The sequence below is a fragment of the Nocardia sp. CA-145437 genome, from assembly GCF_050956485.1.
In the GTDB taxonomy this organism is placed as follows: domain Bacteria; phylum Actinomycetota; class Actinomycetes; order Mycobacteriales; family Mycobacteriaceae; genus Nocardia.
The window spans coordinates 4,557,896-4,578,543 of record NZ_CP191204.1 but is presented as its reverse complement, the minus strand read 5'-3'; the positions used below and the strand labels follow the sequence as shown (position 1 = coordinate 4,578,543).

Sequence of the window (20,648 nt, the reverse complement as noted above, 5' to 3'; positions counted from 1 at the left end):
ACGGTCACTGTGACAGGAACGACGGTGGCCGGGCGAGGCTCGAGATCGAGTCCTCGCCCAGCCACCGTCGGCACTCTTTCCCTCCGTCGAACGACCAGGCCTAGGCCTTGGTCACCTTCGGCGGGGTCCAGCTGCCATCGGAGATGGCCTGCTCGGGCCAGTAGGTCCGCAGGATCATCTCGAAATCACCGGGAGGAGTGGGGAGCCAGTTGGCCTCCTTGTCCGCGCCGGGCGACGTCTGCTGGAGGTAGAGCGTGATCCCGCCGTCCGGGTTGCGCACCAGGTTCGGCAGCATCGGCGAATTGATCAGGTAGCGATTGATCGGATTCTCCACCAGCAGGATCTCCGGCAGCTTGTACATGGTCACCGACCAGAACGCCTTCACCGGCGGGAGCTTCCCGTCGGGGAAGGTGAGGGTGTAGTTGTTGGCGCCGTTCAGCTTCGCGCCCGTGGTGTCGTTGGTGAGCGGGAAGTACATGGCCTCCGCGCCCGGCAGACCCAGGATGCCCATGACCGCACCGGCGAAGCGGTACAGGTAGTTCCCCTTCAGCTGCTCGGCGGACCCGAACAGCTGACCGGAGTTCACCTTGCCGGTCTCCAGCTCGTTCTTCTGGAAGTTGTGCAGGTCCGACCAGGCGTCGGCCATACCGTCCTGGAACGCCTTGCGGTCATCGTCGCTCAGCTTCGCGGGATCGAAATCGCCGTCCGGGCCGATGCCGATCTTCGCGAACCGCTCGCGCAGCTCCTTCTCGTTCGGCTGGACCGGCGCGTACTTCAGCGTGAAGTTGAGGACCTTGAAGAAGTCGAGGGAGGTCTGCTCCTCCTCCGGTGTCAGTGGCTTGATGAAGTCGACCGTCGGCGCGGCGGCCGGCACCGCCTTGTTCTCGAACGACGACAGCGGCTTCACCTGGTACTCGGACTGGATCTTCTTGACGTTGTCGAGATCGGCCGGATCGAACAACTGGGTCCGGTACAACACCATCGAGAAGTCGGTCGCCGAGGTGATGACCTTGTCCACCCCGGCGGGCTTGTCGCCCTTCCAGCCGGGACCGGCGAGCAGGTAAGTGCCGCCGCCGTTCCCGGTGGTCCGGCTTCCGAGCAGGTCATAGACATAGGTGTAGTTGTCGATGAACTGGACCGAGTAGTAGCGCTTCTCCTCGATCGGGGGCACGGTCAGTACCAGCGGCTCGGTCCGCAGGTCAGCGACCAGGAACGAGTATGGTGTGTCCGAATTGGGCGTTTGGACCGCTGTGTCCGCCGGGGTGAAAACCCGGGCGATGCTGTGCAGCTGGTTCCAGTCGCCCATGTACTGGCTGCTGTTCTTGTCCACCACATACGAATTCTCGATGCGGTACATGTCGACCATCGGAAAGCCGTAGGTATAGGCCTCCTTGGCTATCGCGCGCACCTCGTCCGAACCGGTTGCTTTATCGTCAGACTTGGTTCCGCAACCGGCGGCCACCGCGGTGACCGCCGCGACGAGACAAACGGCTGAGACCTTCCAGAACCTCATTCGCTCTCCCACATGTCATGACTCCATTTCGCCGGAGCCGACTCCGGCATGTGGAGACGCTACCGATCGGAATGACCGGGGAGTCGAATATTTGTGGGCGTGGCGCGGCAACCACTCTAGGGTGTCGATGCGCCGCAGAACGGTTCACAGGATGCCGGAGCCTCCGGCACGGTGCTGGTGGGCTCGTCGAAATAGGCGAGGCTCACCAACATTGCGACAGTGATCCCGAAGAACAGGACTGTCGCGGAAGCGATCGCCACCCATGCCCAATTGAGTCTCGGGAATGTGATGACCGGGGTCCCGTCATCGGCCACGACGAACAGCACCGCCGCGCTTGCCGGGGATCGACGCAGTTGTAGCAAAACGGTGTTACGCCACCAGTTTCCGACCATGGCAGCACACGACCTCCGCAGAAGTTTCGGTGTGATATTGCCGTGAGTACAGCAACCACCAGGCTACGCCCAAAAGGTCTTGATAGCCATAGGCTATTTCTCGAAATACGCGGTTGCGGCTGAGTAGTTCTGCGGTGTTCTCCGATCGGTCACCGAACGAGGATGAAAACCGTTGTCACAACCATTGATCCGGGAGGGCCATGAACCCCGATGCGCGACGACCCCGCGGACTGGGCAAACGGGCTTGGCTCACAACGCAATTGGTCCGCCGGACGCTGCGCGCCCTGGCCTAGTCCCGCTTCGTCCAAGTCACCGTGCTCAACCGCGATCGGGTGCCCGTGACCGGTCCGGTGATCATCGCGAGCAACCACATCTCCCTGCTCGACGCGGTCTTCCTGTGGGGTGCGCTGCGGCGGCGCGCGGTGGCCATCGCCATGGCCGAGCTGTGGACCTGGCCGGTCGTCGGACGGCTGGTCCGGTTACTGGGTCATATTCCGGTGGTCCGGCGCGACCCCGACTCCGGGCGCACCGCGGTGAGCCGCGCGGCGCAGGTGCTGCGGTTCGGCGGCGTGCTCATCATCTATCCGGAGGGCCGCCTGGTCCCGGCCGGCGAGCGCGAAACGTACAAACCGGGCGTCGCGACGCTGGCCATGGCGACCGGTGTCCCGATCATCCCGGTCGCCACCACCGGCACCGACGGCGTGCTACCCATGCGCCGGGGCGGCACCCGCCGCCGATTCAACCGCCACCATCCAGTTACCATCCACTTCGGAACGCCCATCGACCCTACGGAATTCGACAACCCGGAGAAACTCCTGGACGTTCTGCGACACGAGATCGAGGGTATGCGCGGCTGAAAACCGATGCGCTCAAACCGTTTCCGGCACGATCGCGTCGGCCTCGATTTCGACCAGCAGCGCGGGGTCGATCAGGCTGCTCACCTCGACCATTGTCGCCGCCGGGCGGATCGCCGCGAAGACTTCACCGTGCGCCTTGCCGACCTCTTCCCAGCGGGAGATATCGGTGACGAAAATGCGGGTGCGCACGACATTCTCGGGTGTCGCGCCGACTTCCGCCAGCGCGGCCACAATTCGGCGCAAGGCTTCACGAGTCTGCTCGGCGATATCGTCGCCGCCCACCGCGCCGCCGTCCGAATCGACCGCGGTGGTCCCGGCGACCGATATCCACGGGCCGACCCGGACCGCGCGCGAATAACCGACGATCGGCTCCCAGTGCGCGCCGGAGGAAACATTCTGTCGCTGCGTCATGCGCCCCATTGTGCATCGATGATCGCCGGAAGTTGTTGCCGCCGTAACTTGCCCGCCGTGGTGCGCGGCAGTTCCGGGACGAAGACGATGTCGCGCGGCACCTTGTACCCGGCCAGCGTCGTCTTGATGTGCCGCTGCAAGGTGCGGGCGTTCACCCGCGCCCCGGGCTCCAGCACGACCGCCGCGACGAGCCGCTGCCCGAAATCGTCGTCGGGGACCCCGACCGCACCCGCGTCGGCCACCGCCGGGTGAGCCAGCAGCGCCTCCTCGACCTCCTGCGGGAAGACGTTCTCACCGCCGGAGACGATCATGTCGTCGGAACGGCCGTCCACGAACAGCCTGCCCTCGGCATCGAAATGGCCGAGATCGCCGGAGTCCATGTGCTTTCCGACCATCTCCTTGGTCCGGCCGTCGCTGTAACCGTGGAACATGCTCGGGTTCTTGTTGACGATCCGGCCGGTGACGCCGGCGGGCAGTTCGCGGCCGTCGCCGTCGACGATGCGGATGTCCACGATCCCGGCGAGCGGGCGGCCCACGGTGCCGGGCGCGGCCCGCAGATCGGCGGGCGTGGCGAAAGTTCCGACACCGGTCTCGGTGGAGGCGTAGCCGTTGAACAGCACCTCGCCGAACTCGTCCTGGAACGCGGTGGCCAGCCACGGCGGTAGGGGAGCGGCCCCGCACACCATCATGCGCAGGCTCGACAGATCGTGGCCGCGCCGCACCTCGGGCGGCAGCGCCATCACCCGGCCGAGCATGGTCGGCACCACGCACACGATCTGCGCGCGATGCCGCTCGATATCGGCGAGCAGGGTCGCGGCATCGAAACGCTCGTGCACGACCACGGTCGAACCGAGCAGGAACGCACCGGCGGTGGCCAGGAACCCGTAGGTGTGATGCAGCGGCGGCGCGATCACCATGGGCCGGCCCAGACGCGGGATCGGCGCGACCCGGGCGAGATCGCCGACCGCCAGCAGCAGGCGTGGACTCGGAGATCCGGCTGTGCCTCCGCCGAAGGTGCGCGGCGCGCCTTTGGGCACCCCGGTGGTCCCGCCCGTGAGCAGGATCAACGCGCCCCCGGACGCGGGCTCGCGCACCGGCGGCCCGCCCGCCGCGACCAATTCGGACACCGTCGGCAGGCCACCGGCTGCGCCACGGACCACCACGCGCCGCCCGTTGTACCCGGCCTTCTCGATCTCGTCGTGGAATTCGCCGTCGTAGAGCAGCAATTCGACGCGTTCGCGATCGAGTACCTCACCGATCTGCGGCCCGGCGAAACCGTAGTTCAACGGCACCAGATCCGCCGAGAGCCGCGCGGCCGCGTACGCCGCCAGCACGAATCCGCGATGGTTGCGGCACAACACCCCGACTCGCTGCCCATGCCCGATTCGCCAGCGCGCTCGTAGCGCCGCCGCCAGCGCCCGCACCTGCCGGTCCAGCTCGGCCGCGCTGATCGGGCCGTCGTCGTCGATCATGGCGGGCCGGTCCGGGAACCGCGCCGCGAACAGCGACAGCGCCGTGGCCAGCCCGACGCCGTCGCGTAATGCCATGGCCAGCTGGGGAATCCGGGAGGGCGGCAGTTGCTCGAGCACACCGCTGGCCGGAATCCGCCCGGCCAGCGTGACCGCATCGTCGAGCAGATTGACCGTGCGTTCCAGGCGGCCGAGTGGACCGGCCCAATCCACCGGACGGTTGTTCCAGTTCCCGGCCTTCGCGTACAGCGTCAGCATGCGTTGCGCCGCCGGGGAACTGTCGAGCGCGTATGACAGGGGTGCGCTCACCCGCTCCCACCACGGGCGAATCGCCAAGGGGCGGTCCACGATCGCCCGGCACACCAGGCTCGCCGCCTCCTCGGTCGACATGCTCGGGGCGTAACGGTAGATCCGGAAGGGGCCCAGCATCTCCGAGCGCACCAATTGCAGGTGCACCGTCGTGACGTCGATGCCATCGGCCCGCAATTCCGGTGCGGCGCCGCGCATCCAGGAATTGAACGCCGACTTCGAGGCGATATAGGCGGTCCAGCCCACGCCGGGCCCGTGCACTCCGGCGGTGCTGATGTTCACGATGTGGCCCTGCCGCCGGGCCCGCATGGACGGCAGCAGGCTCATGACCAGCCGCGCGGGGCCGAGGAAGTTGATGCGCGCGGTGTCGTCGATATTGTCCCAGCGGTCCAGGGAATCGGAGAGCCAGCGGCGAATCGACTTGCCCGCGTTGTTGACGAAGACGTCCACGCGCCCGTGATCGGCGAGCACCCGCTCGATCAGCGCGGCGCAGGCATCGGTGTCGGACAGGTCGGCCGGATAGGCGTACACCCGCCCCGGGAAATCCGCCGTCTCCGTGCACAGTTCCTCGAGCCGGGCCGCCCGGCGGGCCACCGCGAGCACGGTCGCCCCATTGGCGGCCAGCCGCAGCGCGGTGGCCCGCCCGACGCCCGAGGAGGCCCCGGTCACCAGGATCACGGAACCGGTGACGGCCGGCGCGAGACGGCGGTCGCTGATGCCGTAGCCGGCCGCGCCGAGCGCGATCCGGACCGATTTCGGCAGTTCGATCATGGGCACGGATCCTCGAGAGCGGGAACGGTCAGGCGGGCAGACGGTCGAAGTCGTAGTCCGAGAACGGGAATCGGTGATGCGCCCGGCGCGCCGAGAAGAACCCGGTGGGCCGGATGTACGTCGAATCGCCCTGCGAATTGCGGTAGTAGGTCGGCACGTGCGCGTTCAGTTCGGCCAGGTAGTAGCGCATGGCCGCGCCGTGGCGGTAAACGCGGCGGTGATAGGCGTCGTGCGCGTCCTGGCGCACCGCCACACAGGTCGCGCCGCGCCGCCGCGCCTCGGAGATGGCGCGCACCGCGTGGGCCGCGGTCATCTCCACGAAGGCGTGCCAGCCGCTGCCGGTCCACGAATACGGGCCGACCAGGGTCCACCGATTGGGCAGGCCGGGCAGCGCTACGCTCTCGTAGGCCTGCAGGCCGTTCTCGGTGAAGTACTTGCCCAGATCCAGGCCGTCGCGGCCCACCACCAGACCGGGCGTGTAGGTCTCCGGATCGGAGAAGACGTGATAGCCGGTGGCCAGCACGATCATGTCGAACTCGCGCTCGACGCCGTCGGTGGTGCGCAGGCCGTGCGCGGTGAACCGCTCGATCGGGGTGGTCACCAGGTCGACATTGTCGCGGTTGAAGGCCAGCAGGTAGCCGGTGTTGAGGGTCGGGCGCTTGGCGATCGGGCCGTAGTCCGGGGCCAGGCGTTCGCGGATCTCCGGATCCCGCACCATGAGTCGCAGCAGGCCGCGATAGCCGCGGATGGCGGTGGCGTCGATCGCGCGCAACGCCGGGCGGACCACCGGTAGAGGCGTGCTGGACATGGTCCGCAGTGCGGCGTCGACCGCCACCAGCGCCGCACCGTGCACGCCCGCCTGCACCCCCGGGACGCGCAGCGCCAGCCGGACGGCAGGCGGGATCCGCGGATTCGGTTTGGGCAGGCACCAGACCGGAGTGCGCTGGAAGACCGCGAGGCTGCCCACCTCGCCCGCGATGGCGGGGGTGATCTGGACCGAACTCGCGCCGGTGCCGATGATCGCGACCTGCTGCCCGGCCAGGTCGTAGCCGTCATCCCAGTCCGCGGGGCGCTGGATCCGGCCGCGGTAGTCGGAGAGTCCCGGAATCCCGGGATCCACCTTGGGACTGATGAACGCGCCCACCGCGCTGATGACGAACCGCGCGAACAGCGCGCTGCCGTCGGCGAGCCGCAGGGACCAGCGGTGCCGGTCCTCGTCCCACTCCTCGGCGGTCACCTCGGTCCCGAACCGCAGATGCGGGTACAGCCCGAAGCGGCGGGCCACCTCGCGGTGATACCGCTTCACCTCCGCGCCCGAGGCGAACAGCCTGCTCCAGTCCGGATTTCGCGCGAACGAGTACTGATACGCCAGTGACGGGATGTCGACTTCCAGTCCGGGATAATGGTTTTCGTGCCAGCTGCCGCCGACCTCGTCGGCGCGCTCCAGGATCACGAAGTCGCGCACCCCCGCCCGCTTCAGCTCGACCCCGGCGGCGATTCCGCCCGGGCCCGCACCGATCACCACGACCTCGTGGTCGGGAGCCGAAAGCCGCTCTGCGCCCATCACTCCAGGGTAGATCTGTCTGGGACAGTGATCAAGGGGTGGGTGCGCAGCGATCCATCACCGCGCTCAATTCCGGTGACCAGCGCAGGATCTCCGCGCGCATCGGACCCGTGGTGCCCAGCTGGGCGACCAGCCCGAGCAGGGTGATCAGCGCGCGCTGGAACGGCATCAGATAGGCGGGGACGCCGAGCTGCCGGTAGGCATTGTCGAGCTTGGGGCTCAGGGCATCCCGGGTGCGGCCGCGCAACCAGTCGGTATCGACTCGGAACGTCTCGTGGCGCAGCAGTTCGGTGAACGGCAGCAGCTTCGCGGCCAGCGCCGCGCTGTCCAGGCCGCGCTGCGCGTCGGTGAGACCGTGCCGCTGGGTCACGGCGTCCAGGTCCGCCGGGCCGCCGTGAATGAGCGCGTCGGCCAGATCGTGCACCAGCGCCGGGAACTGCGCGGGCGGCCACACCGGGCACGCCCCGAAATCCACCACGCCCAGACGGCCATCGGGCAGCGCCCGGAAATTGCCCGGATGCGGGTCGCCGTAGAGCAGGCCCGACTTCGGCGCGGACGACCAGAAGAACCGGACCGCCTGCATACCCACCCGATCCCGCTCGGCCCGCGAGCCGGTGGTGATCAAGCGCGACAGCGGAATCCCGTCCAGCCACTCCGAGACGATCACATCCCCGCGCTGGGCCACGACCTGCGGCACCGCGAAATCGGGATCGCCGGCGTAGGCGTCCGCGAAGCGCTGCTGGTTCCGGGCCTCGGCCTCGAAATCCATTTCCGCGCGCAGACATTCGGCGAGCTCGTCGACCACCGCGCGGCCGTCGACATGCGGGGCGAACACCGACGTCAGCCACGCCAATCCGCGCAACTGCCGCAGATCGCTGTCGACCGCGGCCCGCGCGCCCGGATACATCACCTTCACCGCCACCGGACGGCCGTCGTGCCAGACCGCGCGATGCACCTGCCCGATACTGGCCGAGGCCGACCGTCGATCGTCGAACTCGCGGAAATTGTCGCGCCAATCCGGACCGAACGATTCCGCCAGCACCAGGTGCACCGTGCGCGGCAGCATGGCGGGCGCGGCATCCTGGAGGCGGCCGAGCGCGATTCGGTACGGCTCGGCCAGCTCGGCAGGGAGCGCCAGCTCGTAGACGCTCAGGATCTGCCCCAATTTGGCGGCGCAGCCCTTCAATTCGCCGAGTACGTCGGCCATGTGCTCGGCGGTGCGGAGCTGGATCTCACGATCGATCTCGCCGGCGGGGTGGCCCAGCGCGCGCCGGCTCGCCCCGGCCACCTGCCGTCCGGCGAAGGACAGCGGGACCGCCGCCAGTTTGGCCGTGCGAACCGCCTTGCGGGCGGGCGGATTCCCGCCGATATCGATCCCTGCCCGTCGAACACTCATCGATCAACCAACCCCTCGAGCGCGTTTCGAGCGAACGCGCACGAGGGAGTCTGCCATGAAGTGAAACTGCGCGGTATGAAAATCGGGGCGGCTCGGTCCGAGTGGCCGAAAGCTGGATTGCACGACGGGAATCCGCAGGTCGGGGCGGTTACGGCTGGCGGGTGGCGACCACCGCGAGGTCGATGAGCCGGTGTGCGCGGGCCACCTCGGCGGGCGTGAACGGCTCACCGGTGCGCAGGAAGGTCATGGCCGCACGGTCGGATTCGGCTTCGACTTCGAGCAGCGTGCCGCCGGGCACACGGGCCGGATCGGGATCCGGAAGGTATTGCGCGCCCAGCAGTTCCGCGATCGCCAGCGGCAGCTCACCCGGATCGGCGGCCACCCGTCCGGCCAGGCCCAGTGCCCGGGTCTGGCCGTCGACCAGGGTCAGCGCCGACGCGGGCCAGATGCCGATCGCCACGCCACCAGCCTTGGCGACCGCGTGGGTCAGGCGCTGCGGCAGCACCTCCGCGGGGGTGGAGACCACCAGTTCGTCGAGTACGCCGTTCTCGAGATGGTGCACGTGCATGGCGAGGATATTGGCCCGCCGGTCCGCCAGCTGCTTGGCCAGCAGTTCCAATCGGCCGGGCTTGTTGTCCAGGCGCACGCGGATGCGCCAGAGTCGCTCGGCGCTGTCGAGGCGGTGCCGGTGCCGCAGTTCCGGGGCGTGCAGCCAGCGGCTCAGGTACCGCATCGCTCCCGGCTCGACCACCCAGATGACCAGGATGGTCGCGGTCACCGCCAGGATCGCCACCGTCGCCAGATACGGCAGCTCGAGATGGATGACCAGGGCGTGCAGGGCCAGTTCGACGGGAAAGACCGCGGCGAGCTTGGCCAGGGCCAGCCGGGTGCGCGTGGGATGGGGCAGACGACCACAGACCTCGCATGCCAGTGCATGTATCTCGGTTTGCCTCATGTTCACCACAGTGCGTGACGCAGGTTTCCGCACTGTGGTGCGGTGTAAAGACGGCATGACAAGTCGCGGCGAACCCGTTGTGGCAGCTCACAATTGGGTGAAGCCGGACACATCGGTGTTCACGCTGTGCCACGGGGCACATGTTTGCCCCTGTGCTATTTCGGCGGCAGCGTCTTGGCGTAGCCGACCCCGAGGCGCACCCACTCGTCGAGCGCGTCGTCGTCGGTGACCGTCTCGGCGGTGACGCGTAGCCACCCGGTCATCTTCTTGCCGCCCATCTCCATCGGCTCGACCGCACCGGCCCGCAGCAGGTCCCCGGCGGTGTCCGGGTCGGCGCGCACCAGCAGCCCGCCCTTGCCGCTGGCCGCGACGGCCATATTGCCGCCCACCAGAAACGCCAGGCCGCCGAACATCTTCTTCTCGACCACGTGGGCCACCTCGGGGCCGAGCGCGTCGCGGATCCGGTCGGCCAGCTCCTCGTCGTATGCCATGAGGACAGTGTGACCCCGCCCACCGACAATCCCGGGCGTCCTGGACACTGGTAGGGGTGACCCGGAGAGACCGCTCCGCCAGGTGTGGACCCGCGGTGGGGAGGTATCCACCCGATGTGGAAGCCCCGCCTACGGTCGGTGTCGAAGAGGAGTTCCTCCTCGTGGATCCGCGCACCGGCGCGCCGGTCGGCAGGAATGCCGACGTCGCCCGGACCGCGGCGGACCTCGGCATGGACCTGCAACTGGAAATCATGCGCTGCCAGGTCGAGACCAGCACCCGCGTGCACACCACCACCGACGACCTGCTCCGGGAACTGCGGGAACTCCGGCGCGGCGCGGCCGCCTGCGCCGAGAAGAACGACGCCCTGCTCCTGGCCGCCGCGGTACCGCCCTCGGTGCCCGAGGAGCTCGCCATCACCGGCACGCCGCGCTACAGCCGCATCGCCGAACGATTCGGCAGGCTCGCCCGCGAACAGGGCCTGTGCGGCTGCCACGTGCACGTCGCCGTCCCCGGCCTCGTCGAAGCCCTGCGGGTCAGCAACTTCCTCCGCCCCTGGCTGCCGGTACTGCTCGCCCTCACCGCCAACTCCGCCATCTACCGCGGCTGCGAAACCGGCTACGCCAGCTGGCGCAACATCATGTGGCGGCGCTGGCCCAGCGCCGGTCCGCCGCCCTACTTCGCGTCGGTCGCGGAGTACGAGGCGGCCGTGGAATCGATGCTGGCGCTCGGCGTGATCCTCGACCGCAAGATGATCTACTGGGACGTCCGCCCCTCCTGCACGTTCCCGACGGTCGAGGTGCGAGTCAGCGACGTCCCCGCCACCGTCGAGGAATCCGCCCTCCTGGCGACCCTGGTCCGCGCCGCCGCCATGACCGCCCGCACCGCCGAATTCGGGCCTCCGGTCCCGGAACCCGCACTCCGCGCGGCCTATTGGCGCGCCGCGCACGAAGGCCTGGACGGCATCGTGATCGACCCCGTCACCGGCGGCCCGATCCGGGTCCCCGAACTACTCGACCACTTCGTCGCACTCATCCAGCCCGCCCTGGAAAACCTGGGAGACCTCCCCTTCGTCACCGACGCGATCGCCGCCCTCCTGTCCCGCGGCAACGGAGCGCGTCGGCAGCTCAACGCCTTTCGCGCCCGTGGCGACATCGCGGACGTGGTAGCCGAACTCGCCGACGCGACGTTGTACACATGCCGGTAGACCCGACGGACGGCCGGCGTTCGGGTACCGGGGCTGGGATCGATTCGGATTTCGGGGTTTACGGGAGGGGCTGGTCGTCGACGATCATGTCGTAGTTGACCTTGGTGCCTTCCACATTGGTGGTCTTGGCGGTGAAACCCCAGCGGGTGCCGTCGTTCTCGGTCACGACGCAGCGAATGGAGGCGCCGGTGGCGCCGCGCAGCAGGCCGTTGCAGGTGGAGGTCTGGGGGGACATGCCGAACTTCTGGCGGTAGGTGTCGGCGATGGTGGCGGCTACGTCGTCGGGGGCGACGTAGGCGTCGGCGAAGGTCAGGTCGTAGTAGACGTCGCTGCCGTCGACCTTGGTGACCTTGGTGTCGATCACCCAGTTCTGGCCGTCGGCCGCGGTGGCGGTGCAGGTCTGGGTGGCGTCGACCTTCGCGGCCAGACTTCCGTCGCACGACACCGATTTCGCATCCTCGTGCGCTTTGTCCTGGTAGAAGCTCGAGGCCTTGGCCTGGACATCGCTCTTGTTCACGGACGAGGAACCGGTGGACACGGAACAGCCCACCGCGAGCAGGGGCAGGGAGGTCAGCGCCAGCACGGCTGTCAGTTTTCTCATGGACAACTCTAGGCGCGGATTCGTCCGGGAAATCGTGAAAACGAGAAGCGCTCCGCCGCATTGGGGGCGGATTAGGGGCTCGGGCAGTGATCCGGTCCGGTCTGTGCGGCGACCGGCCCGGATCACTGCCGAAGGGTCAGCCGACCCGGGCGCGCCACTCCTCCAGCTGCGGGAGTTCCGCGCCGATGGTGGTGGATTCGCCGTGGCCGGTGTGCACCAGGGTCTCCGGCGGCAGGGTCAGCAGCCGGTCCGCGATCGACTCCACGATGGTGCCGAAATCGGAGTACGACCGGCCCGTCGCACCCGGACCGCCGTGGAACAGCGTGTCACCGGTGAACACCGCACCCAGGTCGGGGGAGTAGAAGCAGACCGAACCCGGAGCGTGGCCCGGCGTGTGCAGCACGTGCAGCTCGGTGCCGCCGACCGCGATGATCTGCTTGTCCGCCAGTTCGCCGTCGGGGCTGACCTGCGGGTGGGTCTGCTGCCACAGCACCAGGTCCTCGGGGTGCATGAGGATCGGAGCGCCGGTGGCCCTGGCCAATTCGGGGGCGACCCGGACATGGTCGTCGTGCGCGTGGGTGACCAGGATGGCCTTCACCTCGCGGGTGCCGATCACGTCGAGAATGGCCTCGACATTGTGCGGGGCGTCGATGACGACGCACTCGAGATCGTCGCCCACCACCCACACATTGTTGTCGACGTCGAAGGTCTCGCCGTCGAGGGAGAAGGTGCCGACGGTCACCGCGTGGTCGATGTGCGCCATCAGAACACCACCACCGAGCGCAGCACGTCACCGTGATGCATCTTGGTGAAGGCGGCCTCCACCTCGTCGAGCGCGATGGTCTCCGAGACGAACCCGTCCAGGTCCAGACGGCCCTGCTTGTAGAGCTCGATCAGGTACGGGAAGTCGCGCGAGGGCAGGCAGTCGCCGTACCACGAGGACTTCAACGACCCACCGCGCGAGAAGAAGTCGATGAGCGGCATCTCGAGCGTCATGTCCGGGGTCGGCACCCCGACCAGCACCACGGTGCCGGCCAGATCGCGCGCGTAGAACGCCTGCTTCCAGGTCTCCGGGCGGCCCACGGCGTCGATCACCACGTCCGCGCCGAAGCTGTCGGTGAGTTCCTGAACCCGTTCCACCGCATCCTCTTTGGCGGCGTTGACGGTGTGGGTGGCCCCGAAACCGGTGGCCCACTCCAGCTTCCGCTCGTCGATGTCGACCGCGATGATGGTGGTCGCGCCCGCCAGCTTGGCGCCCGCGATCGCGGCATTGCCGACACCGCCGCAGCCGATGACCGCGACCGAGTCACCGCGGCTCACGCCGCCGGTATTGATGGCCGCGCCCAGGCCCGCCATCACGCCGCAGCCCAGCAGGCCCGCGGCGGCGGGGGACACGCTCGGGTCCACCTTCGTGCACTGCCCCGCGTGAACCAGGGTCTTCTCGGCGAACGCGCCGATGCCCAGGGCCGGGGTGAGCGGGGTGCCGTCGGTCAGCGTCATCGGCTGGGCGGCATTGAAGGTGTCGAAACAGTACTGGGGCTTGCCCTTCCGGCAGGCCCGGCACGAACCGCAGACCGCGCGCCAGTTCAGGATGACGAAATCGCCGGGCTCCACATCGGTGACGCCTTCGCCCACCGATTCCACGATGCCGGCGGCCTCGTGCCCTAGCAGGAACGGGAATTCGTCGTTGATGCCGCCCTCGCGGTAGTGCAGGTCGGTGTGGCAGACGCCGCAGGCCTGCACCCGGACCACGGCCTCGCCGGGACCCGGGTCCGGGATCACGATCTCGGTGACTTCGACGGGCGCGTTCTTGGAGCGAGCGACAACGCCGCGCACAATTTGGGACAACGAAATTCCTTCCTGGCTAAACGCAATGCCTTCGACTATTGCATCCGGTTCCGCCCACGTCATCTATTACCCCGGGTCACGCACAATGAATCCCCTTGTGTCCGATCACAAGAACAGTGTCCTATCACAGCAGCGATTGCTCCGCGGCCTCGGCTATGGTCGCGGCGACGACTGTCAGGGCGGGTGAATCCAGTCGCCATTGCTGCCAGTACAGCGGCACGTCCACGAAAACCTTGTCGTCCAGTGGAACCAGGCCGTCCTCGGGACGAATCATCAGGTCGGGGATCATGCCCCAGCCCAGTCCCGCGCGCACGGCGTCGTTGAACGCGGCCGAGGACGGGATGTAATGACGCGGCGGATCCACCGGCTTGCGAGTGTAGTGGCGCACCAGGCGGAACTGCAGATCGTCCTTGCGGTCGAAGAGCACCACGGGCGCGTGTGCGAACGCCTTCGCATTCGCGCCGTCGGGAAACCAGGTGCGGGCGAACTCGGGATGGGCCATCGGGCGGTAGCGCATGGCTCCCAGACGGCGCACGGTGCAGCCCTGCACGGGCGCGGCGGTGGAGGTGATGGCCGCCATCACGGTGCCGTCGCGCAGCAAGCGGGTGGTGTGCTCCTCGTCCTCGCGATGGATCTCGAACGAGAGCCCCGTCGCGCCGGGCTGGATCGCGTTGGCGCGGCCGAGCGCGGCCACCACCCAGGTGTGCAGTGAATCGGCGTTCACGGCGATGGGAATGACCACCGGCCGATCGGCGGGCTGATGCGCCTCGCCGAGTTCGCGGGCGGTGTCGCCGGTGAGCAGCTGGATCTGCCGGGCCAGGCGCAGTACGGCCAGCCCGGATTCGGTGGGCTGCACCGGTTTGGTGCGTTGCACCAGGATGCGGCCCGCCGCGTCCTCGAGCGCCTTGATGCGCTGGCTGATAGCCGAGGGTGTGACGTTGAGTTTGCGGGCGGCCGCGTCGAAGGTACCTTCTCCGATGACCGCGTCGAGGGCGCGCAGTTGGTCGAGCTGCAGATCCACGGTAAGAGATTCTAATGGCACCTCAGAATCTTTAGCTGGCCTGGTGCTGGACGGTTGCCTACTTTCGAAGGGTGAACGCATCATCGGCGGCCCTGGCGGCCATCTCAGGACTCGGCTTCGGACTCTCCCTCATCATGGCGATCGGTGCGCAGAACGCCTTCGTCCTGCGACAAGGGATCCGCGGCGAACACGTCCTGCCGGTGGTCGCGGTGTGCATCGGCTCCGATGTGGTGCTCATGACGCTCGGCGTCGCGGGCTTCGGCGCGATCGTGAACTCCGCGCCGATGGTGATGACCGTCGCGAAGTACGCGGGCGCGGCCTTCCTGCTGGGCTACGCCGCGCTCGCCGCCAAGCGCGCGCTGTCCGCGTCGGCGCTGTCGGCGGGCGGCGGCGCCCCGATCGCGCTGAGCGCGGCCATCGCCACCTGCCTGGCCGTCACCTGGCTCAACCCGCACGCCTACCTGGACACGGTGGTGCTGCTGGGCTCGTTCGCCAATACCTACGCCACCCCGGACCGCTGGTTCCTGACCGCGGGCGCCATCGCGGGCAGCCTGATCTGGTTCCTGTCGCTGGGTTTCGGCGCGCGCCTGCTGGCCCCGGTCTTCGCTAAGCCGAAGGCGTGGCGGGTGCTGGACTCGCTGATCGCGCTCGTGATGACCGGGCTTGCCGTCGGTTTGCTGATGAGCTGACCGACGGCGGTCAGTACACCTGCTTCCACACCCCGATCGGGCTGTTGCTGTTGTCGGCGGGCAGGCAGTAGACGGCCCGGCCGCTCGAGGACTGGGCGATGCCGTCCTTCTTGAGATTGCAGACCTGGCCGGGCTCGTGCTTGCCGGTGGTCAGGGTCCCGGGGCTGTCCCACACGTACGACGGGGTCGAGCTGCCGCCGGGGCGGCGGGTGCAGACCAGCTGGCTGCCGCCGCTGCTGTAGGCGAAGCTGCCGGCTTCGCCCGCATTGCACGGGGATCCGAGCGCCGGCCGGGTGATGGGCAGCCAGTGCGGGTTCGCCCCGCCGGTCGCGTCGCAGGTCAGGACGGTGCCATCGGAGGTCGTGGCGGTCATGCCGACCTGCTCGCAGGGCATCTGGATGCCGACGACCGGACTGACCGTGGTGGTCGTCGTCGAGGTCGTGGTGGTGGTCGTGGTCGAGCTCGTCGTCGTGGTCGTCGTGGTCCGCTCGGGCGCGGTCGTGACGTCGGCCTGCTCGGCCGCGGTGGTCGTGGTGGGCCGCGCCGAGGTCGTGACCAGGACCCGCGTCGGGCCCGGGCCCTTGGTGGCGTTCGGTGCGGCTTCCCAGCCGCTGTGCCCGGAGACGAGCAGGATCACGATGGCCACCAGGGACACCGCGATGGTCGCCGTCAGGCCGATGATCGCGTACCGCGTGGCTGATGAGCCGCCCAGCAGGGCCGCGAGGCCGCCGGAGCGGCCACCGGACGGCTGATCGGGGCCGTCGTGCACGGCCTCGAAGACCACGGTGTCCTGCGTCCACAACTCGTCGTGCGGATCATAGCCGGGTGGTATCGAATTGCCGTTCATCCCAATAACTCTCGCTCGGTGGTCCCGCTGTTCTCACCGGGCAAACAAAGAAGTTATACGGGGATGCCGCCGGGCGGTAGCCGGAGTTTCCACGGCGGGGGCCGGTCAGCGTCGAATGTCGGCCAGCCGGACCGGTCTGCCCTGGTGGCGGGACAGTTCGCAGGCCTCGGCGATGTAGAACGCTTCCAGGGCGTCCGCGGGCGGGCACGGATTGGCCAGCCGCCCGTCGACCACGCCCACGAAGGTGGCGAGTTCCTCGACGTAGGCGGCGTGGAAGCGGTCCATGAAGCCCGGATAGACCGGCAGCGCCGAGGGCGGGTAGCCGGGTTCCACCGAATGCAGCGGCGCGCGCTCGTCGAGGCCGACGATGGCGTTGCCGGTCGAACCGAGCACTTCCAGCCGCACGTCGTAGCCCGCGCCGTTGTAGCGGCTGAGCGAGACATTGGCCAGGCAGCCGTCGTCGAGGCGCAGCACCACCGCGGCGGTGTCGACATCACCGGACTCGGCGAAGAACGCCTCCCCGCGGTTGGCGCCGGTCGCGAAGACCTCCACCACCTCGCGCCCGGTGACCCAGCGGATGATGTCGAAATCGTGGACGCCGCAATCGCGGAACAGCCCGCCCGAGCGCGGAATGTAGTCCGCGGGCGGGGGCGCGGGGTCCAGGGTGGTGGCCCGCAGCGTGTGGATCCAGCCCAGATCCCCGGCGGCGATGGCCGCGCGGGCGGCCCGGTAGCCGGCGTCGAAGCGCCGCTGGAAGCCGATCTGGACCGGGACCTCGGAGCGCTCGAGGCGTTCGACCACCCGCAGCGTGCCCAGAATGTCGGCGGCGATGGGTTTCTCACAGAAGACCGGGATGCCGCGGTCGACGGCGGCGGTGATCAGGGCCGGATGCGAGTCGGTGGCGGTGGCCACGACCAGGCCGTCGATCCCGGCGTCGAACAGTGCGTCGATGTCGGGCGCGTACTCCAGCCCGAGCTTGTCGGCGGTGGCGCGGGCGCGTTCGGCGTCGGCGTCGGTGACGATGACCCGGGCCACGCCGGGCAGGGTCGCGAGGGTCTCGGCGTGGGAGGTTCCGATGCGGCCGGTGCCGGCGAGGCCCACAGTGATCGGGGACATGGCGAAGCTCCTGTCAGTCGCGGTGCGGGGTCAGACTCGGGGTGGTGCGGTGGTCGAGCGGACGACCAGGGACGGCTCGAGGCGCTGGCGCACCGGCTCGGTGCGGCCGTCGCGCAGGCGTTCGGTCAGTGCCGCGACGGCCAGTCGCCCGATGCGGTTGCGCGGCTGGTCGATGGTGGTGAGCGCGACGTGCCGCAGCGCCGCGAGCGAGGTGTTGTCGTAGCCGACGATCGACACGTCCTCGGGCACACGCAGACCCGCCTGGTCGAGCGCGGCGGCCGCGCCCACGGCGTTGAAATCGTTGCCGCACACCAGTGCGGTGGGAAAGGTGCTGGGCGAGAAGATGTTCAGTAGTGTGCGGACGGCGCCCGCGCCCGCGGTGTCGGTGTGCTCGCTCGGGATCACCATGGGTTCGAGGCCGTAGCGGGCCATGGCGGCGGTGTAGCCCTTGCGGCGCGGCGGGGCGGCGAAGGCCGCGCCGCCGTCGAGGTGCACGATGCGCCGATGGCCCAGTGCGACAAGGTGATCCACCGCCAGCGCCGCGCCGAGTTCGCCGTCGTCGTTGACGGTGTCGACCGCTGTGCTGGTGGAGGTACGCGAGACCAGCACCACCGGGCAGCGTGCGGCCGCGTCGCGGATGGCGGCGGCGGGCAGCACCGGTGACAGCAGGATCACCCCGCCCGGGCGGAAGGCGAGCAGGCTCTCCAGGGCGGCGCGTTCGCGGCCCGCGCTGCGGCGGCCGGTATTGAGGATGAGCTCGAGCCCGTCCTCCTCGGCCGCCTGGTCCATCCCCTCGACCACATCGGCGAAGAAGGGATTGCGCAGGTCGGACACCATGACGCCGACGATGTTGGACGTGCGGCTGGCCAGCGAGCGGGCCATGGCGTGCGGCTGGTAGCCGAGTTCGGCCGCGGCCGCCAGCACCGCGTCGCGGCGGTGGGCGCTGACCTTGGGGGAGTTGCGCATGACCAGCGACACCAGGGCCCGGGAGACGCCGGCGCGGGCGGCGACATCCTCCATGGTGGGTCGGGTCATGCGACGCACGCTACCGCGTGGCCGCGGCCCGGGGCAATGGAGCGCTCTAATCGGACTTTTCAGTCACCGACAGTTCTCGTGATTCCCCCTGCAAGGCAGTGTTTTCCGAGCGTGCCCACTACTTTTCGGCGCATGTCGGGATCTTGACACCGGAGTGAGCCGGGTTACATTGTTGGAGCGCTCCAATAGCGAGCCTCACGATGGCCAACGACGGGTCTGGGAAGTGCCGATGACCGAACCGCTCCATCCCTTGCGTCCATTACGAATCGCCGCCGCGCCGATCTCCTGGGGAGTCTGCGAGGTCCCCGGCTGGGGGCACGTCCTCGACCCGGCCACCGTCCTGGCGCAGATCTCGGGCCTCGGCCTGTCCGCCGCCGAATTCGGGCCGCCCGGATACCTACCCGACGATCCGCTCGAACTACGGAAGACCCTGCGCGACTACGGTATTGCGCCGGTTGGCGGCTTCCTCGCCCTCACCCTGCATCGCGAACCGAGTCGCGCCCTGGATATCGTGCGCTCGGCCGCCGCACGGTTCGAGGCCGCCGGGGCCGAGGTGCTGGTGCTGGCCGCGGCGACCGGGGAGCACGGCTACGACGCTCGCACACCCCTCGACGATCGCGAGTGGCGCACACTCCTCGACACCGCGGCCGCCGTCGGTGACATCGTCGTCGAACACGGCCTGCGCCCGGTGCTGCACCCGCACGTGGGCACGCATGTCGAGACGTCCGCCGAGGTGGAACGCTTTCTCGCCGACTCCGATCTGGACCTCTGCCTCGACACCGGGCACCTGCTCATCGGCGGCGCCGACCCGGTCGAACTGGCCCGCCGCCACCCCGATCGCATCGGGCACATTCACCTCAAGGACGTCCGCGAGGCGATGGCCGCCGAAGTGCGCGGCGGCACAGTCGAATACAGCGAGGCGGTCAGGCACGGTCTCTACGTTCCGCTCGGGGCGGGCGATGTCGATATCACCACCCTGGTCCGTGAGGCGCACGCCGGCGGTTATCGCGGCTGGTACGTGATCGAGCAGGACACCGCGCTGCGCCCCGGCGAGACCGCCGAGGTCCCGACGGCGGCCGCGCGCCGGAGTCTGCGGCACCTGGCCGAGATCGCCGCCGGTCTCGCCTCGGCTCGGATCTAGTGGGGAGGTGACGACGATGATGTCCGCATTCTCCCGTCCCCGCCGTCCCCGCCGGCTGCGCCTGATGCCGTGGCTGGCCGCCGCGGCCGTGCTCGCCGCCTGTAGCGGCCCGGGTACCGACGCCACCGGTCCCGGCGCGGCGCCCGTCACGGTCGGAACCGTGCGATCGGTGGCGGTGGTGACGCACGGCTCGCCCGGTGACGCCTTCTGGAACGTGGTGAAGAACGGCGCGGAGGCCGCCGGGAAGGATCTCGGCATCCGGGTCGAGTACAACTCGGCGGGCGATCCGACCCAGCAGGCCAAGCTGATCGACAACGCCGTCGCGCAGGGCGTCGACGGACTGGTGGTGTCCATGGCCAATCCGGACGCGCTGCGGCCCTCCGTGGAGAAGGCGGTGGCCGCGGGCATTCCCGTGGTGACCATCAACTCCGGTGAGGCCGAGAGCGCGACGTTCGGGGCGATCGGCCATGTCGGCCAAAGTGAGCGCCAGGCCGGTGAGGCCGCGGGCAAGCGCCTCGCGGACGCCGGAAAGCACAAGATGCTGTGCGTGATTCACGAGGCTGGCAATGTCGGGGCCAATGAGCGTTGCGCGGGCGCGATCCAGGGCTTCGGGTCGGCCACCACGCTGCAGGTCGACATCAACAATCCGACCGATGTGCAGTCGCGCATCAAAGGCGCGCTCGAAGCCGATCGTTCCATCGACGCGGTGCTGACGTTGAACTCGCAGATCGCGGCCCGCGCGGTGGACGCGGTGAAGGAGTCGTCGGCGACCACGACGGTCGCCACCTTCGACCTGAATTCCGATGTGGTGAGCGCGATCCGGGCCGGAAACCTCTTGTTCGCGGTGGACCAGCAGCAGTACGAGCAGGGCTATCTGCCCGTGGTCATGCTGACGCTGTACAAGTCGAACCTCAATACCGTGGGCGGCCGGGATCCGGTGCAGACCGGGCCGGCGTTCGTGGACAAGACCACCGTCGATGCCGTCGCCGCGCTGGTCGGCCAGGGCACGCGGTGAAC

The 20,648-nt window shown here is 68.9% G+C and carries 20 protein-coding genes; 5 read left to right on the top strand and 15 right to left on the bottom strand.

Going from position 1 to position 20,648, the window contains the following annotated elements; genetic code table 11:
- Nucleotides 1–100 precede the first annotated feature (100 nt).
- Both ACQPYY_RS21330 and ACQPYY_RS21325 read right to left on the bottom strand, forming a co-directional pair.
- Entirely contained in the window at nucleotides 101–1,513 is a 1,413-nt protein-coding gene (locus ACQPYY_RS21330) for a DUF1254 domain-containing protein (protein ID WP_433590718.1), read from the bottom strand.
- A gap of 116 nt (nucleotides 1,514–1,629) precedes the next feature.
- A complete protein-coding gene (locus tag ACQPYY_RS21325; RefSeq protein ID WP_433590717.1) occupies nucleotides 1,630–1,905 on the bottom strand; it encodes a hypothetical protein in 276 nt (91 codons plus the stop codon).
- Between the two features lie 314 nt (nucleotides 1,906–2,219).
- Between ACQPYY_RS21325 and ACQPYY_RS21320 the strand changes: the two genes are divergently transcribed.
- Entirely contained in the window at nucleotides 2,220–2,762 is a 543-nt protein-coding gene (locus ACQPYY_RS21320; RefSeq protein ID WP_433590716.1) for a lysophospholipid acyltransferase family protein, read from the top strand.
- Nucleotides 2,763–2,774: 12 nt separating this feature from the next.
- Here the strand turns inward: ACQPYY_RS21320 and ACQPYY_RS21315 are convergent, their stop codons facing one another.
- From ACQPYY_RS21315 to ACQPYY_RS21290, 6 genes are all read right to left on the bottom strand, one after another.
- On the bottom strand, nucleotides 2,775–3,182 hold the full coding sequence (locus ACQPYY_RS21315) for a RidA family protein (protein ID WP_379104477.1): 408 nt from the start codon (nucleotides 3,180–3,182) through the stop codon (nucleotides 2,775–2,777).
- A complete protein-coding gene (locus ACQPYY_RS21310) occupies nucleotides 3,170–5,722 on the bottom strand; it encodes an SDR family NAD(P)-dependent oxidoreductase (RefSeq protein WP_433590715.1) in 2,553 nt (850 codons plus the stop codon). The genes ACQPYY_RS21315 and ACQPYY_RS21310 overlap by 13 nt, the downstream gene beginning before the upstream one ends.
- 28 nt (nucleotides 5,723–5,750) lie before the next feature.
- The gene (locus tag ACQPYY_RS21305) at nucleotides 5,751–7,286 is read right to left on the bottom strand and encodes a flavin-containing monooxygenase (protein WP_433590714.1); all 1,536 of its coding nucleotides are present in this window, start codon (nucleotides 7,284–7,286) and stop codon (nucleotides 5,751–5,753) included.
- A gap of 31 nt (nucleotides 7,287–7,317) precedes the next feature.
- Nucleotides 7,318–8,682: an ABC1 kinase family protein gene (locus ACQPYY_RS21300; protein ID WP_433590713.1), complete on the bottom strand. Its 1,365-nt coding sequence runs from the start codon at nucleotides 8,680–8,682 to the stop codon at nucleotides 7,318–7,320.
- A 148-nt stretch (nucleotides 8,683–8,830) separates the two neighbouring features.
- Nucleotides 8,831–9,637 carry an amino acid-binding protein gene (locus tag ACQPYY_RS21295; protein WP_433590712.1) on the bottom strand — a complete coding sequence of 269 codons (807 nt, stop codon included), beginning with the start codon at nucleotides 9,635–9,637 and terminating at the stop codon, nucleotides 8,831–8,833.
- Nucleotides 9,638–9,792: 155 nt separating this feature from the next.
- Nucleotides 9,793–10,128, bottom strand: coding sequence for a TfoX/Sxy family protein (locus tag ACQPYY_RS21290; RefSeq protein ID WP_357084480.1), 336 nt, complete (start codon nucleotides 10,126–10,128; stop codon nucleotides 9,793–9,795).
- A gap of 116 nt (nucleotides 10,129–10,244) precedes the next feature.
- On the opposite strand from ACQPYY_RS21290, the gene ACQPYY_RS21285 reads away from it, so the two are divergent.
- On the top strand, nucleotides 10,245–11,333 hold the full coding sequence (locus tag ACQPYY_RS21285; protein ID WP_433590711.1) for a carboxylate-amine ligase: 1,089 nt from the start codon (nucleotides 10,245–10,247) through the stop codon (nucleotides 11,331–11,333).
- 58 nt (nucleotides 11,334–11,391) lie between these two features.
- Here the strand turns inward: ACQPYY_RS21285 and ACQPYY_RS21280 are convergent, their stop codons facing one another.
- The 4 genes from ACQPYY_RS21280 to ACQPYY_RS21265 all read right to left on the bottom strand — a co-directional run bounded on the left by ACQPYY_RS21280 (nucleotide 11,392) and on the right by ACQPYY_RS21265 (nucleotide 14,803).
- A complete protein-coding gene (locus ACQPYY_RS21280; RefSeq protein ID WP_433590710.1) occupies nucleotides 11,392–11,934 on the bottom strand; it encodes a DUF4333 domain-containing protein in 543 nt (180 codons plus the stop codon).
- Nucleotides 11,935–12,070: 136 nt separating this feature from the next.
- Nucleotides 12,071–12,697 carry an MBL fold metallo-hydrolase gene (locus tag ACQPYY_RS21275; RefSeq protein WP_379104462.1) on the bottom strand — a complete coding sequence of 209 codons (627 nt, stop codon included), beginning with the start codon at nucleotides 12,695–12,697 and terminating at the stop codon, nucleotides 12,071–12,073.
- Entirely contained in the window at nucleotides 12,697–13,782 is a 1,086-nt protein-coding gene (locus ACQPYY_RS21270; RefSeq protein ID WP_357277906.1) for an S-(hydroxymethyl)mycothiol dehydrogenase, read from the bottom strand. Before ACQPYY_RS21270 ends, ACQPYY_RS21275 begins: the two co-directional genes overlap by 1 nt.
- 124 nt (nucleotides 13,783–13,906) lie before the next feature.
- Nucleotides 13,907–14,803, bottom strand: a complete 897-nt coding sequence (locus tag ACQPYY_RS21265) for a LysR family transcriptional regulator ArgP (protein ID WP_433590709.1) — start codon at nucleotides 14,801–14,803, stop codon at nucleotides 13,907–13,909.
- A gap of 134 nt (nucleotides 14,804–14,937) precedes the next feature.
- Between ACQPYY_RS21265 and ACQPYY_RS21260 the strand changes: the two genes are divergently transcribed.
- On the top strand, nucleotides 14,938–15,492 hold the full coding sequence (locus ACQPYY_RS21260; RefSeq protein ID WP_433594695.1) for a LysE/ArgO family amino acid transporter: 555 nt from the start codon (nucleotides 14,938–14,940) through the stop codon (nucleotides 15,490–15,492).
- Between the two features lie 10 nt (nucleotides 15,493–15,502).
- On the opposite strand, the gene ACQPYY_RS21255 is transcribed toward ACQPYY_RS21260, so the two are convergent.
- The 3 genes from ACQPYY_RS21255 to ACQPYY_RS21245 form a co-directional block, all read right to left on the bottom strand.
- A complete protein-coding gene (locus tag ACQPYY_RS21255; RefSeq protein ID WP_433590708.1) occupies nucleotides 15,503–16,339 on the bottom strand; it encodes a hypothetical protein in 837 nt (278 codons plus the stop codon).
- Between the two features lie 105 nt (nucleotides 16,340–16,444).
- A complete protein-coding gene (locus ACQPYY_RS21250; protein WP_433590707.1) occupies nucleotides 16,445–17,455 on the bottom strand; it encodes a Gfo/Idh/MocA family protein in 1,011 nt (336 codons plus the stop codon).
- 30 nt (nucleotides 17,456–17,485) lie between these two features.
- Nucleotides 17,486–18,490 (bottom strand): LacI family DNA-binding transcriptional regulator, encoded by a 1,005-nt coding sequence (locus ACQPYY_RS21245; RefSeq protein WP_433590706.1) that lies wholly within the window; start codon nucleotides 18,488–18,490, stop codon nucleotides 17,486–17,488.
- A 229-nt stretch (nucleotides 18,491–18,719) separates the two neighbouring features.
- Between ACQPYY_RS21245 and ACQPYY_RS21240 the strand changes: the two genes are divergently transcribed.
- Together ACQPYY_RS21240 and ACQPYY_RS21235 are read left to right on the top strand one after the other, a co-directional pair.
- Nucleotides 18,720–19,631: a TIM barrel protein gene (locus ACQPYY_RS21240; protein WP_433590705.1), complete on the top strand. Its 912-nt coding sequence runs from the start codon at nucleotides 18,720–18,722 to the stop codon at nucleotides 19,629–19,631.
- Between the two features lie 16 nt (nucleotides 19,632–19,647).
- A complete protein-coding gene (locus ACQPYY_RS21235) occupies nucleotides 19,648–20,646 on the top strand; it encodes a sugar ABC transporter substrate-binding protein (RefSeq protein WP_433590704.1) in 999 nt (332 codons plus the stop codon).
- The last annotated feature ends 2 nt before the right edge of the window (nucleotides 20,647–20,648 follow it).

What these genes read in the sequence shown, in the direction of transcription:
- ACQPYY_RS21240 (WP_433590705.1), top strand. Translation starts at nt 18,720, where the DNA reads ATGACCGAACCGCTCCATCCCTTGCGTCCATTACGAATCGCCGCCGCG.
- ACQPYY_RS21300 (WP_433590713.1), bottom strand. Translation starts at nt 8,682, where the DNA reads ATGAGTGTTCGACGGGCAGGGATCGATATCGGCGGGAATCCGCCCGCC.
- ACQPYY_RS21310 (WP_433590715.1), bottom strand. Translation starts at nt 5,722, where the DNA reads ATGATCGAACTGCCGAAATCGGTCCGGATCGCGCTCGGCGCGGCCGGC.
- ACQPYY_RS21245 (WP_433590706.1), bottom strand. Translation starts at nt 18,490, where the DNA reads ATGACCCGACCCACCATGGAGGATGTCGCCGCCCGCGCCGGCGTCTCC.
- ACQPYY_RS21250 (WP_433590707.1), bottom strand. Translation starts at nt 17,455, where the DNA reads ATGTCCCCGATCACTGTGGGCCTCGCCGGCACCGGCCGCATCGGAACC.
- ACQPYY_RS21280 (WP_433590710.1), bottom strand. Translation starts at nt 11,934, where the DNA reads ATGAGAAAACTGACAGCCGTGCTGGCGCTGACCTCCCTGCCCCTGCTC.
- ACQPYY_RS21260 (WP_433594695.1), top strand. Translation starts at nt 14,938, where the DNA reads ATGGCGATCGGTGCGCAGAACGCCTTCGTCCTGCGACAAGGGATCCGC.
- ACQPYY_RS21275 (WP_379104462.1), bottom strand. Translation starts at nt 12,697, where the DNA reads ATGGCGCACATCGACCACGCGGTGACCGTCGGCACCTTCTCCCTCGAC.
- ACQPYY_RS21235 (WP_433590704.1), top strand. Translation starts at nt 19,648, where the DNA reads ATGATGTCCGCATTCTCCCGTCCCCGCCGTCCCCGCCGGCTGCGCCTG.
- ACQPYY_RS21295 (WP_433590712.1), bottom strand. Translation starts at nt 9,637, where the DNA reads ATGAGGCAAACCGAGATACATGCACTGGCATGCGAGGTCTGTGGTCGT.
- ACQPYY_RS21325 (WP_433590717.1), bottom strand. Translation starts at nt 1,905, where the DNA reads ATGGTCGGAAACTGGTGGCGTAACACCGTTTTGCTACAACTGCGTCGA.
- ACQPYY_RS21315 (WP_379104477.1), bottom strand. Translation starts at nt 3,182, where the DNA reads ATGGGGCGCATGACGCAGCGACAGAATGTTTCCTCCGGCGCGCACTGG.
- ACQPYY_RS21255 (WP_433590708.1), bottom strand. Translation starts at nt 16,339, where the DNA reads ATGAACGGCAATTCGATACCACCCGGCTATGATCCGCACGACGAGTTG.
- ACQPYY_RS21290 (WP_357084480.1), bottom strand. Translation starts at nt 10,128, where the DNA reads ATGGCATACGACGAGGAGCTGGCCGACCGGATCCGCGACGCGCTCGGC.
- ACQPYY_RS21330 (WP_433590718.1), bottom strand. Translation starts at nt 1,513, where the DNA reads ATGAGGTTCTGGAAGGTCTCAGCCGTTTGTCTCGTCGCGGCGGTCACC.
- ACQPYY_RS21305 (WP_433590714.1), bottom strand. Translation starts at nt 7,286, where the DNA reads ATGGGCGCAGAGCGGCTTTCGGCTCCCGACCACGAGGTCGTGGTGATC.